The organism is Spiroplasma endosymbiont of Colias croceus (assembly GCF_964020095.1).
Taxonomy (GTDB): Bacteria; Bacillota_I; Bacilli_A; order Mycoplasmatales; family VBWQ01; genus Spiroplasma_E.
On sequence record NZ_OZ026536.1, the window covers coordinates 1031884 to 1051887 of the forward strand.

24 protein-coding genes, 3 pseudogenes and 1 other annotated feature are annotated in these 20004 nt (G+C 22.6%); of the genes and pseudogenes, 15 read left to right on the forward strand and 12 right to left on the reverse strand.

Features of this window, described 5'->3' with window-relative positions:
• Positions 1-150: 150 nt before the first annotated feature.
• A pseudogene (locus tag AACL24_RS06400) lies at positions 151-405 on the forward strand (IS3 family transposase); the annotation flags it as partial.
• Here AACL24_RS06400 and AACL24_RS06405 read toward each other — a convergent pair.
• Positions 361-561, reverse strand: a complete 201-nt coding sequence (locus AACL24_RS06405; protein WP_339046530.1) for a hypothetical protein — start codon at positions 559-561, stop codon at positions 361-363. The pseudogene AACL24_RS06400 and the gene AACL24_RS06405 sit on opposite strands and share 45 nt — an antisense overlap.
• A 2-nt stretch (positions 562-563) precedes the next feature.
• On the reverse strand, positions 564-1028 hold the full coding sequence (locus AACL24_RS06410) for a hypothetical protein (protein ID WP_339046528.1): 465 nt from the start codon (positions 1026-1028) through the stop codon (positions 564-566).
• Between the two features lie 76 nt (positions 1029-1104).
• On the opposite strand from AACL24_RS06410, the pseudogene AACL24_RS06415 reads away from it, so the two are divergent.
• The 5 genes and pseudogenes from AACL24_RS06415 (at position 1105) to AACL24_RS06425 (ending at position 5183) form a co-directional block, all read left to right on the forward strand.
• Positions 1105-1934, forward strand: a pseudogene (locus AACL24_RS06415) (IS5 family transposase).
• A gap of 1096 nt (positions 1935-3030) precedes the next feature.
• On the forward strand, positions 3031-3555 hold the full coding sequence (locus tag AACL24_RS06420; RefSeq protein WP_339049215.1) for a hypothetical protein: 525 nt from the start codon (positions 3031-3033) through the stop codon (positions 3553-3555).
• Positions 3556-3717: 162 nt separating this feature from the next.
• Entirely contained in the window at positions 3718-3894 is a 177-nt protein-coding gene (locus AACL24_RS15530; RefSeq protein WP_422398068.1) for a hypothetical protein, read from the forward strand.
• A complete protein-coding gene (locus AACL24_RS15535; protein ID WP_422398069.1) occupies positions 3894-4172 on the forward strand; it encodes a DxFTY motif-containing membrane protein in 279 nt (92 codons plus the stop codon). Before AACL24_RS15530 ends, AACL24_RS15535 begins: the two co-directional genes overlap by 1 nt.
• Positions 4173-4353: 181 nt before the next feature.
• Positions 4354-5183 (forward strand): IS5 family transposase gene (locus AACL24_RS06425; protein ID WP_339046819.1). Its coding sequence is split into 2 segments (ribosomal slippage): positions 4354-4750 and positions 4750-5183, totalling 831 coding nucleotides; the frame shifts between segments, so codons are not numbered across the junction.
• 139 nt (positions 5184-5322) lie between these two features.
• Here the strand turns inward: AACL24_RS06425 and AACL24_RS06430 are convergent.
• Both AACL24_RS06430 and AACL24_RS06435 read right to left on the reverse strand, forming a co-directional pair.
• A complete protein-coding gene (locus AACL24_RS06430) occupies positions 5323-6042 on the reverse strand; it encodes a hypothetical protein (protein ID WP_339049216.1) in 720 nt (239 codons plus the stop codon).
• Between the two features lie 631 nt (positions 6043-6673).
• Positions 6674-7183 (reverse strand): hypothetical protein, encoded by a 510-nt coding sequence (locus AACL24_RS06435; protein WP_339049217.1) that lies wholly within the window; start codon positions 7181-7183, stop codon positions 6674-6676.
• A gap of 296 nt (positions 7184-7479) precedes the next feature.
• Positions 7480-7552 (forward strand) — a sequence feature (ribosomal protein L21 leader region).
• Between the two features lie 11 nt (positions 7553-7563).
• Between AACL24_RS06435 and rplU the strand changes: the two are divergent.
• From rplU to coaBC, 4 genes and pseudogenes are all read left to right on the forward strand, one after another.
• Positions 7564-7854 (forward strand): annotated as a pseudogene (gene rplU / locus AACL24_RS15540) (50S ribosomal protein L21); the annotation flags it as partial.
• Positions 7855-8179: 325 nt separating this feature from the next.
• Positions 8180-8491, forward strand: a complete 312-nt coding sequence (locus tag AACL24_RS06445; RefSeq protein ID WP_339049219.1) for a ribosomal-processing cysteine protease Prp — start codon at positions 8180-8182, stop codon at positions 8489-8491.
• A 2-nt stretch (positions 8492-8493) separates the two neighbouring features.
• On the forward strand, positions 8494-8781 hold the full coding sequence (gene rpmA, locus AACL24_RS06450) for a 50S ribosomal protein L27 (protein WP_174481212.1): 288 nt from the start codon (positions 8494-8496) through the stop codon (positions 8779-8781).
• 102 nt (positions 8782-8883) lie between these two features.
• Entirely contained in the window at positions 8884-10056 is a 1173-nt protein-coding gene (gene coaBC, locus AACL24_RS06455) for a bifunctional phosphopantothenoylcysteine decarboxylase/phosphopantothenate--cysteine ligase CoaBC (RefSeq protein WP_339049220.1), read from the forward strand.
• Between the two features lie 180 nt (positions 10057-10236).
• On the opposite strand, the gene AACL24_RS06460 is transcribed toward coaBC, so the two are convergent.
• The 3 genes from AACL24_RS06460 to AACL24_RS06470 form a co-directional block, all read right to left on the reverse strand.
• Positions 10237-11066 (reverse strand): IS5 family transposase gene (locus AACL24_RS06460; RefSeq protein ID WP_339045885.1). Its coding sequence is split into 2 segments (ribosomal slippage): positions 10237-10670 and positions 10670-11066, totalling 831 coding nucleotides; the frame shifts between segments, so codons are not numbered across the junction.
• 342 nt (positions 11067-11408) lie between these two features.
• Positions 11409-11816, reverse strand: coding sequence for a transposase family protein (locus AACL24_RS06465; protein WP_339045908.1), 408 nt, complete (start codon positions 11814-11816; stop codon positions 11409-11411).
• Between the two features lie 23 nt (positions 11817-11839).
• Positions 11840-12262: a transposase family protein gene (locus tag AACL24_RS06470; RefSeq protein ID WP_339045912.1), complete on the reverse strand. Its 423-nt coding sequence runs from the start codon at positions 12260-12262 to the stop codon at positions 11840-11842.
• A 158-nt stretch (positions 12263-12420) separates the two neighbouring features.
• On the opposite strand from AACL24_RS06470, the gene AACL24_RS06475 reads away from it, so the two are divergent.
• Complete coding sequence (locus AACL24_RS06475; protein ID WP_339049403.1) at positions 12421-13659, forward strand: IS256 family transposase; 1239 nt, start codon at positions 12421-12423, stop codon at positions 13657-13659.
• Here AACL24_RS06475 and AACL24_RS06480 read toward each other — a convergent pair.
• From AACL24_RS06480 to AACL24_RS06490, 3 genes are read right to left on the reverse strand one after another with little or no spacing between them, the layout of a single operon-like run.
• A complete protein-coding gene (locus AACL24_RS06480; protein ID WP_339049221.1) occupies positions 13651-14052 on the reverse strand; it encodes a DDE-type integrase/transposase/recombinase in 402 nt (133 codons plus the stop codon). The genes AACL24_RS06475 and AACL24_RS06480 overlap by 9 nt on opposite strands.
• 56 nt (positions 14053-14108) lie before the next feature.
• Positions 14109-14252, reverse strand: coding sequence for a hypothetical protein (locus AACL24_RS06485; RefSeq protein ID WP_339049222.1), 144 nt, complete (start codon positions 14250-14252; stop codon positions 14109-14111).
• A gap of 41 nt (positions 14253-14293) precedes the next feature.
• Entirely contained in the window at positions 14294-14572 is a 279-nt protein-coding gene (locus tag AACL24_RS06490) for a transposase (RefSeq protein WP_338987908.1), read from the reverse strand.
• Between the two features lie 224 nt (positions 14573-14796).
• Between AACL24_RS06490 and AACL24_RS06495 the strand changes: the two genes are divergently transcribed.
• From AACL24_RS06495 to AACL24_RS06510, 4 genes are all read left to right on the forward strand, one after another.
• Entirely contained in the window at positions 14797-15522 is a 726-nt protein-coding gene (locus tag AACL24_RS06495) for a hypothetical protein (protein ID WP_339049223.1), read from the forward strand.
• An 89-nt stretch (positions 15523-15611) separates the two neighbouring features.
• Positions 15612-16850 carry an IS256 family transposase gene (locus AACL24_RS06500; RefSeq protein ID WP_339049405.1) on the forward strand — a complete coding sequence of 413 codons (1239 nt, stop codon included), beginning with the start codon at positions 15612-15614 and terminating at the stop codon, positions 16848-16850.
• 180 nt (positions 16851-17030) lie between these two features.
• Entirely contained in the window at positions 17031-17798 is a 768-nt protein-coding gene (locus tag AACL24_RS06505) for a hypothetical protein (RefSeq protein WP_339049224.1), read from the forward strand.
• 413 nt (positions 17799-18211) lie between these two features.
• Positions 18212-19450: an IS256 family transposase gene (locus tag AACL24_RS06510; protein WP_339049407.1), complete on the forward strand. Its 1239-nt coding sequence runs from the start codon at positions 18212-18214 to the stop codon at positions 19448-19450.
• Here AACL24_RS06510 and AACL24_RS06515 read toward each other — a convergent pair.
• Complete coding sequence (locus AACL24_RS06515; protein ID WP_339049225.1) at positions 19437-19559, reverse strand: hypothetical protein; 123 nt, start codon at positions 19557-19559, stop codon at positions 19437-19439. The two genes, AACL24_RS06510 and AACL24_RS06515, sit on opposite strands and share 14 nt — an antisense overlap.
• Positions 19560-19584: 25 nt before the next feature.
• A complete protein-coding gene (locus AACL24_RS06520) occupies positions 19585-19950 on the reverse strand; it encodes a hypothetical protein (protein ID WP_339046503.1) in 366 nt (121 codons plus the stop codon).
• Positions 19951-20004 lie beyond the last annotated feature (54 nt).

Below are 20004 nucleotides of genomic sequence, written 5' to 3' on the forward strand. Positions count from 1 at the left end.
AATCTACTGCTTTTGATATTGGATCATTATTATTAATATTTTGCTTTTTAGCCATCTGTAACTCAATCTTTCTAGTCATTTAATTATATTTACTAGAATTAATTAAACATAGTTATTTTTGTAAGTTACACAGATTACTAAACATTACGTGATAAACTTTTACTAGCATTCAACATTAACCGTTCTTTAAGTAAAAAAGGTTGTCCTTATGATAATGCTGTTGCTGAAGCAACTTTTAAAACTTTTAAAACCGAATTTATTAATGATGTAAAATTTTTATCATTAATCCAATTAAAATTAGAATTATTTGATTACATCAATTGATATAACAATATAAGAATTCACAGCACTTTAAACTACTTAACTCCAGTTAAATATCAACAACAAATGTTTACCAAAAAATAGTCCTAAAAAGTGTTGCAATTCCATAACATAGTTTAATCCATTTCATTGACCACGAACACTATAATATAATTCTTTATTACCTTTTTCGTAATATTTTGCTTCAATAGTGTTACTAAGTTTTACTGTTAATTTGACATAATTTGTTTTATCTTTCATTTTTATAATTTCCTTAAATAATTATCAAAAATTAATATTTTTTTATGATTTTTTAAATAATATTGAATATGTTTATAAGCATCTTGTTCATGTTTTGTTAATTTTATATTTCCTTTATAATTTTCTATTTTAGTTTTATTTTTTGGTTCACTTTCTTGATAATCTCAATTCATAACATCTTGAACTAATACCATTAATGCACCAATAATTTTAGGGGTTGCTAATGGATTAGTTAATAATTGTTTTGAACTTAAAAAGAAATTTTCTACAATAACTAATATTTTTTTATCAATAAATTTTTCTTTAATTAATTGAAATTTTTCTTTATAAATATTTTTAGTTCATAAAACAGTTAATGTATTGAATGTTTCATTAAAAACAATATTATTAGTTTCATTTGAATATATAACAATTCCATTATTACCAATACCAGCAGGGTCAATACCAATAATTAAGTGATATTGCATTAGACTTCTTGCAAAACCTATCTATTAAAAATTTAATTTTTAAAATAAAATTAAAAATAAAAAAGATAGGTAATCTATGATGTTTGATAAATTAAAAACTATTAACAATCCAGAATTATTAAGATTAACTGGTATAAATGATATTATTTTTAATAAAATTCTAGAAATTTTAAAGACAGAAGAAGTAAAAAAGTTTAAAAATGGTGGTACACCTAATAAATTATCATTAGAAAATCGTTTATTAATGACTTTAGAATATTGAAGAGAGTATCGAACTTATTTTCATATTGCTAAAAGTTATGGAATTAGTGAAAGTAGTTGCTATAGGAATATCAAGTGAATAGAAAATACTTTAATAAAACATCCTGATTTTCAACAACTTGATGGGCAAAAATAACTGTTAAATAATAATTTTAAAGATAAAACAGTTATCATTGATGTGACTGAAAGTACTATTCAACGCCCAAAAAAAGTCAAAAACAATATTATTCAGGAAAAAAGAAAAAACATACAATAAAAACTCAAGTCATAATTGAAAAAGATAGTAAAAAAATTATAAGTTCTTATTTTTCTTATGGTAAAAATCATGATTTTAAAATTTTAAAAAATTCAAAAACGAAATTTTTATCAGAAACAACTATTTTAGTAGATTTAGGATATCAAGGTATACAAAACATACATAAAAATGTCTTATTACCTAAACGAAAATCAAAGAAAAACCTTTTAACTAAAGAAGAAAAGAAAAATAATAAGGCTATTTCAAAAATGAGAGTTGTTATTGAACATGTTTTTGCGATTCTTAAAAAATTTAAAATTATTAGTGAAAAATATCGAAATAGAAGAAAAAAATTTGCATTAAGATTTAATTTAATAGCTTCAATTTATAATTTACAATTATTAATTTAAATATATTTGATAATTTAATATTTTATTTTTTTATTTGAAATAATAATTTTTGTTGTATTTTAATGACAAAAAATAAAACATATTTTGAACAATAATTTTTAAAAAATATTAAAAGTGTTATTAAAATAAATTTTTAAACTTAAAAAATGTGATTAATATCATAGTTTTGCAAGAAGTCTATTTTATTTTTTTATTTGAAATAATAATTTTTGTTGTATTTTAATGACAAAAAATAAAACATATTTTGAACAATAATTTTTAAAAAATATTAAAAGTGTTATTAAAATAAATTTTTAAACTTAAAAAATGTGATTAATATCATAGTTTTGCAAGAAGTCTATTGTGAAATTTTAAAAAACATTGAGGCATTCGATTCAATATTTATTAAATTTGCGTTTAGCAAATTAATATTTTAATTGAACCGGCACCGCTCAATTTTTTTTACAAGTTTGAAATTTATTTTCTCGCCCAAAAAATTTTTCAAAAAAAATAAAAAATAAAACCAACACTTGCTCACTTGTCAGTGGCAAGGTTGGTTAAATTAAGAATAATAATAGTTCGTCCCCACTCCGGGTCTATATATACTAGTTTCCAATTCGCTCCCACCCCAAGAATTACCAATACTGGTTAGTATATTTTATTAGGTATCACTCCACTTTTTATTTATCCATGCAAGTCCACATGCTAGCTACTATTTTTAACAACTGTGTTGTAGTTCACTTTTTTAGTTTCCTAACACGTGTTGATAATAGCGTTAAAGAGGTTTATTAAAAATTTTAAAATTTTACAATTACAAAAAAAGACAAGATTTTTATTCTCGTCTTTTGTCATTTATTTTTAATTCAAGGGTAAAAAAAAGAAAGTTTTTATTTTTGAAAATGATTAGTTACCGACATCTTCGACACGGTCCCCTAAATTTTAATCATATAGATAGTATAAAAATTTATGTAATATTGATAAGAATAATTAAATTTTCTATACTAAATATAGAAAATATGATATTATTTTTTTAAAACTTATATTAAGTTTTAAACTCATTACTTATTCAAAAGTAAATGAGTTTTTTTTATTTTTTTTAAAAAAGGAGAAGTTAATAATGACTTGATTAGAACTAGAAAAGGCAATTGCAGATTTAGATGAAAGACAAAAAGATGAAACTAATTTTATATTAGTTGATAGTAATTATCATCCAGAAATGACTAAGAAAAAATACAAATACTGAAAAAAATTTAAAACAAAGCATTCAACAACAGCAAAAACGTTAAAAATTATTTGTGCGTCTACTAAAGGACTTGTTAAGGAGGCTTATGAAGGGATTCCTGAAGGTGCTGTTAGAGGTACTATTATTGGTGCTGCTGGTGTTTTGGTTACAACTTTTTTTATATCTCCACCTGCAGGCATTATTGTTGCAGGAGCTGCTGTTGCTGGTGGTGTTACTTATGCAGTTGTTAAAGGTAGTCATGTAGTTATTATAAAAGGAAAAGTAGCAGCAAAAAAATTTGATGAAAAGAAAAAAGTACAAAAACAAGATTTAGAAGAAGCACAAAAACACGCAATAAATTTTAATACATATTTACAAAATAAAACAAAAACTAAATCAAAAAAATCAATTAATTTATAGGATAAATAATTTTTAATTTCATTAAATTGTGGAAAACTATTTTTACTTTTATTTTAAATTTTTGTATTAAAATAAGTGTTATTTAATAAATATAAATCGTATTTAATTATTGATAAAAGCATGTTAAAATTGTAAAGAATTATATTATAGAAGAGGATAAGTATGGAAAATAAAAACCAAGAAGTTAATTTTGAAAATAATAGTGAAAATACATTTCTAAGAACTAAGTTTTTGATAAGTGTTGGCTATTTAATAATACAAGTATTAATTCCAGGGATTATTCTTTTTTTACTACTAGTACTGATTTTACTTTTACTTTTAAATTACCTTTTTGAATAATGGTACTTTCTAGTTTAAGTTTAATCATATTTACTTTTATTATAACCTTTATTACATATAAGTTAAAATTACATCAATTAGATCAATTTACATATAGTATTCCATTTGCTTTTGTTTTATCATTATTTTATTTGTCAGGATACTTTTTAACTCCTCAACAAATTTTAATACGTTTTATTATTTCAATCGCTGGTGCTGTTATTGGTATTTTTTTAACGAGTATTATTTTATTATTAGTATTAAGAAAAAAACAAAAAAAATCATATATTAAGTTATAATAAGTGATATAAATCTAAAAAAATAAAACGAAAAAAAGGCGCGTAATATATGTTACGCACCTTTTTAAATATATGTTTTTTATTTACTGTATAAAAATTATTCAATAGACTTCTTGCAAAACCTATCTATTAAAAATTTAATTTTTAAAATAAAATTAAAAATAAAAAAGATAGGTAATCTATGATGTTTGATAAATTAAAAACTATTAACAATCCAGAATTATTAAGATTAACTGGTATAAATGATATTATTTTTAATAAAATTCTAAAAATTTTAAAGACAGAAGAAGTAAAAAAGTTTAAAAATGGTGGTACACCTAATAAATTATCATTAGAAAATCGTTTATTAATGACTTTAGAATATTGAAGAGAGTATCGAACTTATTTTCATATTGCTAAAAGTTATGGAATTAGTGAAAGTAGTTGCTATAGGAATATCAAGTGAATAGAAAATACTTTAATAAAACATCCTGATTTTCAACAACTTGATGGGCAAAAATCACTGTTAAATAATAATTTTAAAGATAAAACAGTTATCATTGATGTGACTGAAAGTACTATTCAACGCCCAAAAAAAGTCAAAAACAATATTATTCAGGAAAAAAGAAAAAACATACAATAAAAACTCAAGTCATAATTGAAAAAGATAGTAAAAAAATTATAAGTTCTTATTTTTCTTATGGTAAAAATCATGATTTTAAAATTTTAAAAAATTCAAAAACGAAATTTTTATCAGAAACAACTATTTTAGTAGATTTAGGATATCAAGGTATACAAAACATACATAAAAATGTCTTATTACCTAAACGAAAATCAAAGAAAAACCCTTTAACTAAAGAAGAAAAGAAAAATAATAAGGCTATTTCAAAAATGAGAGTTGTTATTGAACATGTTTTTGCGATTCTTAAAAAATTTAAAATTATTAGTGAAAAATATCGAAATAGAAGAAAAAAATTTGCATTAAGATTTAATTTAATAGCTTCAATTTATAATTTACAATTATTAATTTAAATATATTTGATAATTTAATATTTTATTTTTTTATTTGAAATAATAATTTTTGTTGTATTTTAATGACAAAAAATAAAACATATTTTGAACAATAATTTTTAAAAAATATTAAAAGTGTTATTAAAATAAATTTTTAAACTTAAAAAATGTGATTAATATCATAGTTTTGCAAGAAGTCTATTTTATTTTCTGTAATTTTAACTAGGGTATTTACATCACCTCAATCGTCAAAACGATATTTTTTAGTATTACCAGTATTAATATCTAATTCATAAACATTACCAATACCAGTACCAACATATAACTTATCTTTTGAACCTTCAATTAAAGTTTTAGAATCATACTTATCACCAAATCCAGTGAATTTCTTTTCTGCAGTTTCAGTTTCTAAATTAATTTCTCAAACTGTATTTGTTATTGTACCAGCATATACTTTACCATTTGATGCTTTAATTAAACTATTTATACGTTCTTCATTTAATTGATATTTATTGATTTTTGTATTATTAGTAAAATCAATCTCTCAAATATTTCCGTTCTCTGTTGCAGCAAATATTATACTATCTCAGATTTGAAGAAATTTATTTATTTTTCCATCATTTAATTCATATTTATTAGAAATTTGACCTTCACCTATGATAATTGTTAGATTAGTAGTTAAATTTTTAAATGAATCATAATTATAATTAATTTTTGCATCAATAGAACCACTAACTGTGAAGTCTTCATCTTTTAAATCAATTTCTTTATTATTAGTAATTTTGTTTAATGAAAATAAATTATTTTTAAAAGAATTTTTAATTTCAGAAATTAATGAATTTTTAATAAATTCAGCATTAATTGAATCATTTAATTCCATTACTGAACTTTGAAAATTAACTTTTTTTGTATATTTTGTTTCACTAATAGCATCAACAATTTGTTTATCTGAATATTTTACACTGATTTTTAAATCAACAAATTGATTTTTAATTTTTCCATAATTATAATTAATTTTTGCATTAATAAGTCCTATTTTTTTAAAATCATTATTATTAATTTCTTCATTTTTTTCATTTATAATTTTATTTAATGAAAATAAATCATTATTAAAATTTTTTTGATTAATTTCATCTAATGAATTTTTAATAAATTCTGAACTAATGTTTGTTTTTAATTCATCTATAGTACTATTAATTATAATATTATCAAGTGAATAATTAGTTTGATTAATTCAATTTACTATTTTTTGATCATTATTTTTTTTGTTTTTCTTTTATTGCACATGATGCAATACTTAAAGACATTGGTAATACAACAGTTAATGCACCAACTGTTGCTAGCATTTTTTTGTAACTTAATTTTCTTTTCATTTTTCACCACTCCAAAGTGTTATTATATTTCCTTTCTGTTTTAATTTCAATACTTAAAAAGAAATGAGTTAAATTGAATATCAATTATATTTTCATTCCTAAATAATTTTTTAATGTTTTAATTTACTATTGATTAGTTTACATTAGTTTTAATTTATATTGATTTGTTGAAGATTTTTTTTGTGAATTTAGTGAATTTGCTTCTTTTTTTATTGAAGAAAAATCTTGAATCTTATTTACTTTTTTCTTGATTTTATATCCTTGTTTCAATATTTGATATTCTGGTCTAGATTTTACATAATTACTACCTTTATCAACAATATATTTGCCACCTTTAGCAATTATAATACCACCAGCAGTTGCTTCTAATGTATTCATTAATGATGCTTCTGGATTTAATATTGCATTTAATACACCAGCACCAGCACCACAAATTAATGATGTTCCAACTTTGGTTTTATTTTTATCTTTATGTTTTATGGATTTTTTAATTTGATAACCTGTTATTCCTCCGGCTACAGCACCAATTGCAATGTCGGTAACAGGTAGTGGATTTGTTCATGAAAGACCATCAATTGCTCCTAATCCAGCACCAATCAATGGTAAATAATCAATTGTTTCATTAACGATATTTTTATCTTTAGCCATTTCTTTTAATCTTCCTTTCTAAAAATAAAAAACTCATTTACTTTTTAACAAGTAATGAGTTAAAAACTTATATTAAGTTTAGAAAAATAATATCATAATTTTAATAATAATTATAAAAAAATATTAATTACATAATTTAGTGTAGATATAATTATAGTTATATTAAATATTAAGTATTAAAGATATATTTTTTTATTTTTCTTTTTTTAGTAATTTTTATATTTAAATTATGTCTATAATTACTAAATTTTGTATTGCTTTTAATAAAAAATACTTTATAATATTTAAGACTGTTTATGCAGTTTCAACCGCTCTACTTTAGGTTAACAAGTGATTTATTCCACCTATAAGGCGAGTCTAAACTGGAGGTAATAAGAAAAATGTTTGTAGTTATTCAAACAGGAGGAAAACAAATTAATGTTTCCTATGGTCAAGAAATTTTTGTTGAAAAACTTGTTGGCAAAGCTAAAGATAAGATTATTTTTGACAAAATATTGATGATTGATCAACAATTCGGTAAACCTTTCCTAAAAGGTGCTGAAGTTCATGGTGAGATTATTAAACAAGATAAATCAAAAAAGATTCGAGTGTTTAAATATAAACCTAAGAAAAATTCAAAAACAATGTATGGACACCGTCAGCCATATACAAAGGTATTAATTACTGATATTTTACTTGCTGGTAAAAGTCTTGTTGATAAGAAGGCAGAACAATCAAAATCAGTAATTAAAGATGAAGTAAAAAAAGAAGTAATTTCTAAAGTAGTAACTCCTATTATTAAAGAGCCAAAATCAGTAGTTAGTAAAGTAAAAAAAGAACTTACAAAAGAAAAAGTTGTTAAAACTAAATCAGTTGTTAAGGATAATATTACAGAACCAGATAACACTAAAACTGTTGTTAGTGAAGGTAATTTAAAAACTATTTTTGATCATAAAAATATGACTGTTAAAGATGATGATGAAAATAATAAAAAATAATTTAAGGTAATATCAAATTATGGTTAAAGTTACTTATAATTACCAAAATAGTAACATTGTAGAAGTTATAATTACTGGTCATGCTAATTTTTCAAAAATTGGAAATGATATTGTTTGTGCAGGGATTTCAGCCATTGTTATTGGTACATTAAATGCACTTCATGAACTTGATAATGATCAAGTTCAAGTAATTAATAATACTGCTGGATTAGTTAAACTTAAAGTTGCTAGTTTCACTAATAATAGTCAAATCATTTTAAAAACAATGCTTTGACTATTAAAAACTATTAAAGAACAATATCCAAAATATATTAACATAAAGGAGGTGTAATTATGTTTTATAAATTAAATTTACAATTATTTGCTTCAAAAAAAGGAGTAGGTTCAACTCGTAATGGTCGTGATTCACATTCTAAACGTTTAGGTGCTAAAATTGGTGATGGACAAAGTTTAAAAGAGGGAACAATTATTTATCGTCAACGTGGAACTAAAATTCACCCTGGTGAAAATGTAGGGCGTGGTGGTGATGATACCTTATTTGCTTTAAAATCAGGAATTGTTAAGTATACTATTTTTAAAAAAAATAAAACACGAGTTTCAGTTATACTTGATAAAAAGTAAAAATAAATTTTTAATAATAAAAACCTATTTTCAATGCTATCATATTTTAAAGATAGGTTTTGTTTGTTTATTTTATGTTTAATGATATGATAGGAGAAAATAATGAAACATATTACTTTAATAATTACTGGTAGTATTGCAGCAAACAAAGCCTTAATTTTATTAAAACAATTAAAAAAAGAATTTTTAGTTGATATTATTTGTACTAAAAGTTCTTTACATTTTCTAGAAGATAAAACATTTTCTTATTATTCTGAAATGTTTGAACAAGAATCGTATGTTAAAGGAGATTTAATTACTCACACTAATTTAGCAATTAAAACAAATTTAATTGTTGTTTATCCTGCTACTATGAGTTTTATTAGTAAAGCAAATTTAGCAATTGCTGATAGTTTAGCATTATCAGTATTTTTAGCTTCCAAAGCAGAAAAGATATTATTTCCAGCAATGAATCATAATATGTATCACAATCAAAGTTTTCAAAAAAATTTATTAGAATTATCTAATTTTGAAAATATTACTATTATTCCTCCAGATTCAGGAATGTTAGCCTGTAAGATGATTGGTGATGGACGGGTTAAAAGTCCAAATAATGCATTAACAATAATTAAAGATTTTTTTAAAAAAAGTATTGATTTATCTAATAAAAAAATTTTAATTAATATTGGTCGTACTAGAACTTATATTGATCCAATTCGTTATATTACTAATAATTCTTCAGGAAAAATGGGTAAAGCATTAGTAGATGCTTTTCTTAAAACTAAGGCTAAAGTAGTATTAGTTGCAGGTGATTGTGATTTTGAAATTAAATCACAAAAAAACCTAACTATTATTGAAGCAAATACTAATGAAAAAATGTTCTTAGCAATGAAAGAAAACTTTGATAATGCTGATATTGTAATATGTGGTGCTGGTTTAAATGATTATAAAGTAAGTAAATATATTCCTAATAAAATAATTAAAAATAAAAATGAAAATTTATCTTTATCACTGATTGCTAATATTGATGTATTGGCATTTTTAGGTAAGCAGAAAACACAACAAGTTTTAATTGGTTTTGCTGCTCAAGAATTTAATGATAAAAATCTTGGTATCGAAAAAATGAAAATTAAAAATTGTGATGGTATTTGTATTAATAATATTAGTGTTATGGGTAAAAATGAAACAGAAATTAATTTTTATTTTAAAAATAATAATTATAATTTGATTGGTTCAAAAGTGGAAGTTGCTAAACAGATAGTTGATATTATAAGTAAGAATATTTTAAATTATTAATAGACTTCTTGCAAAACTATGATATTAATCACATTTTTTAATTTTAAAAATTTATTTTAATAACACTTTTAATATTTTTTAAAAATTATTGTTCAAAATATGTTTTATTTTTTGTCATTAAAATACAACAAAAATTATTATTTCAAATAAAAAAATAAAATATTAAATTATCAAATATATTTAAATTAATAATTGTAAATTATAAATTGAAGCTATTAAATTAAATCTTAATGCAAATTTTTTTCTTCTATTTCGATATTTTTCACTAATAATTTTAAATTTTTTAAGAATCGCAAAAACATGTTCAATAACAACTCTCATTTTTGAAATAGCCTTATTATTTTTCTTTTCTTCTTTAGTTAAAGGGTTTTTCTTTGATTTTCGTTTAGGTAATAAGACATTTTTATGTATGTTTTGTATACCTTGATATCCTAAATCTACTAAAATAGTTGTTTCTGATAAAAATTTCGTTTTTGAATTTTTTAAAATTTTAAAATCATGATTTTTACCATAAGAAAAATAAGAACTTATAATTTTTTTACTATCTTTTTCAATTATGACTTGAGTTTTTATTGTATGTTTTTTCTTTTTTCCTGAATAATATTGTTTTTGACTTTTTTTGGGCGTTGAATAGTACTTTCAGTCACATCAATGATAACTGTTTTATCTTTAAAATTATTATTTAACAGTGATTTTTGCCCATCAAGTTGTTGAAAATCAGGATGTTTTATTAAAGTATTTTCTATTCACTTGATATTCCTATAGCAACTACTTTCACTAATTCCATAACTTTTAGCAATATGAAAATAAGTTCGATACTCTCTTCAATATTCTAAAGTCATTAATAAACGATTTTCTAATGATAATTTATTAGGTGTACCACCATTTTTAAACTTTTTTACTTCTTCTGTCTTTAAAATTTCTAGAATTTTATTAAAAATAATATCATTTATACCAGTTAATCTTAATAATTCTGGATTGTTAATAGTTTTTAATTTATCAAACATCATAGATTACCTATCTTTTTTATTTTTAATTTTATTTTAAAAATTAAATTTTTAATAGATAGGTTTTGCAAGAAGTCTATAAATAAAAATAGAATTTATTGCGGTAATGTTTAGTAATCTGTGTAACTTACAAAAATAACTATGGACATATTCCGTAATTAAATTTAATTAATTGTCAATAAAATTGTTTTAAAACTATTTAGTGTTATTGAATATAGAAATAAATATTTTTTGAAAAAATAGTTTAAAAAATGAGTTTACATTTTAAACAAAAAATTGTTAATAATATTTTTATATTAACTCGATAAAAATTTAAATTTTAAAAAAATATTTTTAATATTTTTTTTATTTTAATGGTTTTATTTTATTAAAAATTTCACAAAGTAAGTTAAATCTTAAGTACATAAGTCTAAATTTAGATTTTCTACATTTATTTACTAAAATTTTGAATCTTTTCAATCAAGCAAAGACATGTTCAACTTTAATTCTAATTTTAGATACAATCTTATTGTATTTTCTTTCTTGTTTAGTTAATTTTTTATTTTTAGTTCTTTTAATTGGTATTATTGTATTTTTATAAATATTTTGTATACCTTGATATCCTAAATCACCAATAATTATTGTTTTTTCTGAAAATTCAAGATTTGAATTTTTTAATATTTGAAAATCATGCACTTTACCATTATCAGCAAAAATATCAACAATTTTTTTATTAAAAAAATCATATACAATTTGAAATTTTATAGAATACATTCAACTTTTACCAGAAAAATATTCTAACTGTAGTTTTTTTTAGTTGGTCTTTCAATTTCAATCTCAGTTGAATCAATTAAATAAAATTGAAATTCATTTGAATTTTCTTGTTTTTTATCAATTTTTAATTTATATCTTTCTTTTAAAAATTGGTAATCTTTGTGGTTACTAAGTTTATTTTCTACTCAAGTAATATTTCGAAAACAACTTGATGGGCTCATTTTAGATTTAATACTCATTTGAAAAAAAGTATAATATTCTTTTCAGTATAATAAAGTCATCATTAATCTTTCTTCTACTGAAAGTTTATTTTTTCGACCTTTATTTTTTTCTAATTTTTCTATTTCAATTAATTTTTCTAACATTTCATTAAAATGAAAACGTTTTATACCAAAATATCTATAAAATTCTTCATTTTTTAATTTTTTTAAATTTTCAAAAATCATTTTTATCAACACTTTTCTAAATTTATTGTTAATAACAAAATTATAAAATAAATTTTAAAATTATTAATTGACTTTTAAAAAATTTAATTACGGAATATGTCTTATGTTTAATTAATTCTAGTAAATATAATTAAATGACTAGAAAGAGTGAGTTACAGATGGCTAAAAAGCAAAATATTAATAATAATGATCCAATATCAAAAGCAGTAGATTTATTATTAGAAAATACTGAAGATTTAACAACAGTTTTTAAAGAGGGAGGATTGTATAAAGAATTAACAAAAAGATTAGTAGAAAAAATGTTGAATTCTGAGATGCAAAATTATTTGGGATATGAAAAGAATCAACATAGTAATAGTGACAATGCTCGTAATGGTATAAGTTCAAAAAAAATAATAACTCAACAAGGTAAAATTGAGATTGATGTACCACGAGATCGCAATAGTAATTTTAATCCTATAATAGTTGCAAAAAGACAAAGAAGATTTGATGGTTTTGATCAACAAGTTCTTTCTTTATATGCAAAAGGTATGACATTATCAGATATTAGAATGCAATTACAAGAGTTATATCATGGTGCTGATATTAGTGAAAGTGTTATTAGTCAAATTACTGATGATGTTATTGATGATGTAAAAGCATGGCAAAATCGACCATTAGAAAGTGTCTATCCGATTGTTTATTTTGATTGCATAGTAGTGAAAGTACGACAAGATAAAAGGATTATTAATAAATCAGTTTATATAGCTTTAGGAGTTGATTTAGAAGGTAAAAAAGATGTTTTAGGTTTATGAATTAGTGAAAATGAAGGTGCTAAATTTTGATTAGCAAATTTAACAGAAATGAAAAATCGTGGCTTAAATGATATTCTTATTGCCTGCAGTGATAATTTAACAGGCATGTCAGAAGCAATACAATCAGTTTATCTTAAAACAGAACATCAATTATGCATAGTTCATCAAATTAGAAATAGTTTGAAATATGTCTCATATAAGCATAGAAAATTTCTAGTTGCAGATTTAAAACCAATTTATACTGCATGTAGTGAAGAACAAGCAATGCAGGCTTTAGAATCCTTTGAAAATAAGTGAAATAAACAATATCCTCAAATTGCTAAATCTTGATATAAAAATTGAGATAATTTAATGGTTTTTATTAGTTATCCTACAGAAATCAAAAGAGTGATTTATACAACAAATGCTATTGAATCTGTAAATAGTCAATTACGAAAAGTTATCAGAAATAAAAAAGTTTTTCCTAATGATATGGCAGTTTTTAAAATATTTTATTTAGCAATTGAAAATATAACAATAAAATGAACAATGCCCATTCAAAATTGAAATACAGCAATTGCTCATTTTATGATAAAATTTGAAGATAGAATTAATCTAAACTAGTACTTTGTAAAACAAAGATACACAGATTACATAAAAGCCTCGTTTATCAATAATTTTATTGTTAAATTCATTACCGCGATCACTATGAAATATTTGAATATCTTTTAAACAGCGATTTGATTGCATAAATGCTTGATGTACTAATGATGGATCTTTTTTAACTCCAACACTATGTCCGATAATTTCGCGGTTAAATAGGTCTATTAATAGGCAAATATAGTTTCACCTACCATTAACTTGTACATAAGTTAAATCACTAACAATAACTTCATTTTTAATCCTATTCTTAAATTTTCTATTAACAAGATTAGTTATTTGACTATCGTTAACTTTGTTATTATGATTTTTGAATGATAATTTAGTATATTTTGATATTAAATTATGTTCATTCATAATTTTTTTAATTTTTCTGCGCGATAAATAAATTTCTTGGTTTTCTAGAATTTTTTTTAATCTTCTAGTCCATAAACTTCTTTATTTTCTTTAAAAGCACTAATAACAGCTTCATCATAAATATTATTTTTGATTTTATTTTCTTTTTTCTTTAAATTAAAATAATATGTTGATTTAGATATTTTTAAAAAACGACACATTGTGCGAATTTTATATTTAGCTTTATTTTTGACAATAATTTCTATTTTCTGCCTATTATTAGTGCTGCTTGCTTTAAAATATCATTTTCCATTCGTAATTGCTTTAATTCTTTTCTTAATTTAATTAATTCATTTTCTTCAAAAGAACGATTATCTTTAGTTTTAAAACTTCCTGAATTACTAAATTGCTTAATTCAATTGTAAGTAGCTGCTCTTGTAACATTATATTCTTTAGCAAGGCAAGATACTGATTTGCCACTTTGATATAAAGCTACTATTTGTTTTTTAAATTCATCGGTATATGAGTTAATATTGGCCATAATTATAGTTCCTTTCTTTTAACAAATTTGTTTACTTGTCTACGTAATTAGTGTCCAATAAATTGTAACCCATCCAAAGAACAATTTATATTTATGAAATTGAACGTTTATTTAAAAATAATGAAAATAATAGTTTAAAATTTTCAGCAAATACTATTAAAATAGGTTTTATTGATATTGATAAAGCATTAAAAACTACTGCTGTTGAAACATCAGACTTTACTATGCAATTAAATCAAAGAGCTAGCACAAATATTAATGATAATACTATTGAATATAGTATGACTGATATTAAAAACTTAATTTTTCAAGAAATAAATTTATTAAATCAATTTAAGTTATATGCTGTATCTATTAATGAGCCACTAACTGAAAATAATATTGATAATTTATATATCATTAATAACTACTCACAACCTTATCAAAACCCTAAAACAAGAAGTACTAAAAGTATAACTATTATTAAAATTAAAGATTTTAAAACAAGAGATGGTTATCCAATTATTATTAAATTACAAAAACCATTAGATAAAGATACCAAAGTAATTGGTTTAAAAATTAAAGCCCCTAGAAGCATGATTTTTGGCAATATAAAGGTACTTGGTGAAGTTGATAATATGGAAGTATACCCAAAGTTATTTGTTAAAGATAAGATAGCATTTCCGCTATTATCAATGCCTATTGAAACTCAACCAAAAGTTAGAATACTAGAACAATGATTTAGTGAACAAATATTACCTTGAAATTTAGCAAAACAATTTATTGGACAAGAAAAATCAGTATTAGATTTAATTGCTATCGGTGGTGGAACTGAAACAAGAAAAGAAATTATTAATAATGCAAAAATAACATATGCAAAAATTGGTAAATATGATGGTGGAAAACCAGTACCGAAAAAATTACCAGATTTTGAAATGAAAAAGAACGAACAATATTTCTTATATAGGTAATGTTTAGTAATCTGTGTAACTTACAAAAATAACTATGTTTAATTAATTCTAGTAAATATAATTAAATGACTAGAAAGAGTGAGTTACAGATGGCTAAAAAGCAAAATATTAATAATAATGATCCAATATCAAAAGCAGTAGATTTATTATTAGAAAATACTGAAGATTTAACAACAGTTTTTAAAGAGGGAGGATTATATAAAGAATTAACAAAAAGATTAGTAGAAAAAATGTTGAATTCTGAGATGCAAAATTATTTAGGATATGATAAGAATCAACATAGTAATAGTGACAATGCTCGTAATGGTATAAGTTCAAAAAAAATAATAACTCAACAAGGTAAAATTGAGATTGATGTACCACGAGATCGCAATAGTAATTTTAATCCTATAATAGTTGCAAAAAGACAAAGAAGATTTGATGGTTTTGATCAACAAGTTCTTTCTTTATATGCAAAAGGTATGACATTATCAGATATTAGAATGCAATTACAAGAGTTATATCATGGTGCTGATATTAGTGAAAGTGTTATTAGTCAAATTACTGATGATGTTATTGATGATGTAAAAGCATGGCAAAATCGACCATTAGAAAGTGTCTATCCGATTGTTTATTTTGATTGCATAGTAGTGAAAGTACGACAAGATAAAAGGATTATTAATAAATCAGTTTATATAGCTTTAGGAGTTGATTTAGAAGGTAAAAAAGATGTTTTAGGTTTATGAATTAGTGAAAATGAAGGTGCTAAATTTTGATTAGCAAATTTAACAGAAATGAAAAATCGTGGCTTAAATGATATTCTTATTGCCTGCAGTGATAATTTAACAGGCATGTCAGAAGCAATACAATCAGTTTATCTTAAAACAGAACATCAATTATGCATAGTTCATCAAATTAGAAATAGTTTGAAATATGTCTCATATAAGCATAGAAAATCTCTAGTTGCAGATTTAAAACCAATTTATACTGCATGTAGTGAAGAACAAGCAATGCAGGCTTTAGAATCCTTTGAAAATAAGTGAAATAAACAATATCCTCAAATTGCTAAATCTTGATATAAAAATTGAGATAATTTAATGGTTTTTATTAGTTATCCTACAGAAATCAAAAGAGTGATTTATACAACAAATGCTATTGAATCTGTAAATAGTCAATTACGAAAAGTTATCAGAAATAAAAAAGTTTTTCCTAATGATATGGCAGTTTTTAAAATATTTTATTTAGCAATTGAAAATATAACAAAAAAATGAACAATGCCCATTCAAAATTGAAATACAGCAATTGCTCATTTTATGATAAAATTTGAAGATAGAATTAATCTAAACTAGTACTTTGTAAAACAAAGATACACAGATTACATAAAAGCCTCCTTATATAGTCATCAAGAACCAAACCCACCATATCCAAGTAGAGTTATTGCTATTGAATTATCACAGAACTTTAATTCAATTGAAATTGAAGTAAATGATAAACCACCAATTGATAGTTTACAAAAAGTATTATTAGATATGCTAACTTACACATATACTTATAATAGAAATTTTGATGGTTTTGACCCTACTAATTTGTCACAAGATATTGCAAAATTACGTGCTAAATTTGAAAATCAAAAACCAAGTGATGTTATTACTAATTTATTTAAGCAATGAGAACTAGATTATCCAAATTACATTAATTTACCACAAATTCAAATATTTAAACAAATAGTAATTATGTTATCAAAAAATATTTATTCAACAATGTCAATTAATAATGGTTTAAATGATGATTATAAATTATTATTACCATATTATTTTGAATTAAAATCAAATCCCATACATTCTACACCTGAAAAAGTTTGAGAATTTAAAGATGCAAAAGTAGTATTAAAATCTGTCTATTTTGAATTTACAGATATTAATAAATATAAATTAAAAAATAATGATATTAGTCAAAATCAATTATTCAAACTTGATGATAATCAATTTAATTGATTATCTATTACAAACGAATTAGAAAGCAATAATATCCCATCATTAATTCCGGCTGACTGAACATTAGGAAATGGCGAATATGGAAAATATTTTACAAGAGCAATTATTGATAAAAATAAAATTGAAAATGCTTTAAATTTATATGGTTCAAACAAATTTCAATTATTTTCTAGTTTAGAATTTTATAAAGAAATTTCACAAGTTGATAATAATAGTAATTTTGAATTACAAATTTCAATCCGATTTAAATTATTAATCGGATTGAAATTAGTGGCATATTTGGCGCTGGTAACTATGATTTAATTCTAATAACAGATAAACGAGAAATCAATTTAACTAATATTAATTTATTTGATAAATATAACGAAAATATTTCTTATATAAATATTGAAACTTAATGATTAAAGTATCCTTTTGGATATTTTCCATCTCATATTATATCATCAGGATTTTGTTTTATTGTATCAAAATACAAATGTATTTTTTGTTTACGACTTATTTTTTCTGACCATATAATAGCCCCCCAAGTCACTGTATAATTAGGATTTAAAAAATAACTTATGTTATTAGTTTTGTTTTGTGCTACTGAGCCAATTATTAAACCAGTTACTCCACTTATAGCGGTAATGTTTAGTAATCTGTGTAACTTACAAAAATAACTATGTTTAATTAATTCTAGTAAATATAATTAAATGACTAGAAAGAGTGAGTTACAGATGGCTAAAAAGCAAAATATTAATAATAATGATCCAATATCAAAAGCAGTAGATTTATTATTAGAAAATACTGAAGATTTAACAACAGTTTTTAAAGAGGGAGGATTGTATAAAGAATTAACAAAAAGATTAGTAGAAAAAATGTTGAATTCTGAGATGCAAAATTATTTGGGATATGAAAAGAATCAACATATTAATAGTGACAATGCTCGTAATGGTATAAGTTCAAAAAAAATAATAACTCAACAAGGTAAAATTGAGATTGATGTACCACGAGATCGCAATAGTAATTTTAATCCTATAATAGTTGCAAAAAGACAAAGAAGATTTGATGGTTTTGATCAACAAGTTCTTTCTTTATATGCAAAAGGTATGACATTATCAGATATTAGAATGCAATTACAAGAGTTATATCATGGTGCTGATATTAGTGAAAGTGTTATTAGTCAAATTACTGATGATGTTATTGATGATGTAAAAGCATGGCAAAATCGACCATTAGAAAGTGTCTATCCGATTGTTTATTTTGATTGCATAGTAGTGAAAGTACGACAAGATAAAAGGATTATTAATAAATCAGTTTATATAGCTTTAGGAGTTGATTTAGAAGGTAAAAAAGATGTTTTAGGTTTATGAATTAGTGAAAATGAAGGTGCTAAATTTTGATTAGCAAATTTAACAGAAATGAAAAATCGTGGCTTAAATGATATTTTTATTGCCTGCAGTGATAATTTAACAGGCATGTCAGAAGCAATACAATCAGTTTATCTTAAAACAGAACATCAATTATGCATAGTTCATCAAATTAGAAATAGTTTGAAATATGTCTCATATAAGCATAGAAAATCTCTAGTTGCAGATTTAAAACCAATTTATACTGCATGTAGTGAAGAACAAGCAATGCAGGCTTTAGAATCCTTTGAAAATAAGTGAAATAAACAATATCCTCAAATTGCTAAATCTTGATATAAAAATTGAGATAATTTAATGGTTTTTATTAGTTATCCTACAGAAATCAAAAGAGTTATTTATACAACAAATGCTATTGAATCTGTAAATAGTCAATTACGAAAAGTTATCAGAAATAAAAAAGTTTTTCCTAATGATATGGCAGTTTTTAAAATATTTTATTTAGCAATTGAAAATATAACAAAAAAATGAACAATGCCCATTCAAAATTGAAATACAGCAATTGCTCATTTTATGATAAAATTTGAAGATAGAATTAATCTAAACTAGTACTTTGTAAAACAAAGATACACAGATTACATAAAAGCCTCCTTATAGCACCAGTTAATGCTAATGCTAATGTTATTTTGTTTAAATTTGTTTTTATTCATGTTTTCATTTTATTGTCCTTCCTACAAGAATATTTATGGTTTTATTCTTTTACCTTTTGCAATATTAATTGGTTTAGATTTTTCTATTTTATTATCAATACTATTTATGATTTTTTTTGAAAAAACTGGTGCTTTTTTAGTATTTAATATTAATAATAATTCATTACTTTGATATATTTTTTCATTAAAATAATCTATTACAGATTCGTGGTATTTAATTTTAGAATTTATTTTTTTATTTCAATCAGTAAAATCAAAAGATGTGTCTTTTAAAGATATATTATTAAATTCTTGATTTTTTTTCTTTTCTAAAAAAGATATTTCTGTATGAGCATTTTCTATATTTTTCTTAAAATCTTTAATAGATTGTTCTATTTTATGTTTTTCAAATTGACTCATATTAAATTACTCTTTATGTCTTAATTTTACTTTAAAATTGTACTATTTTTCATT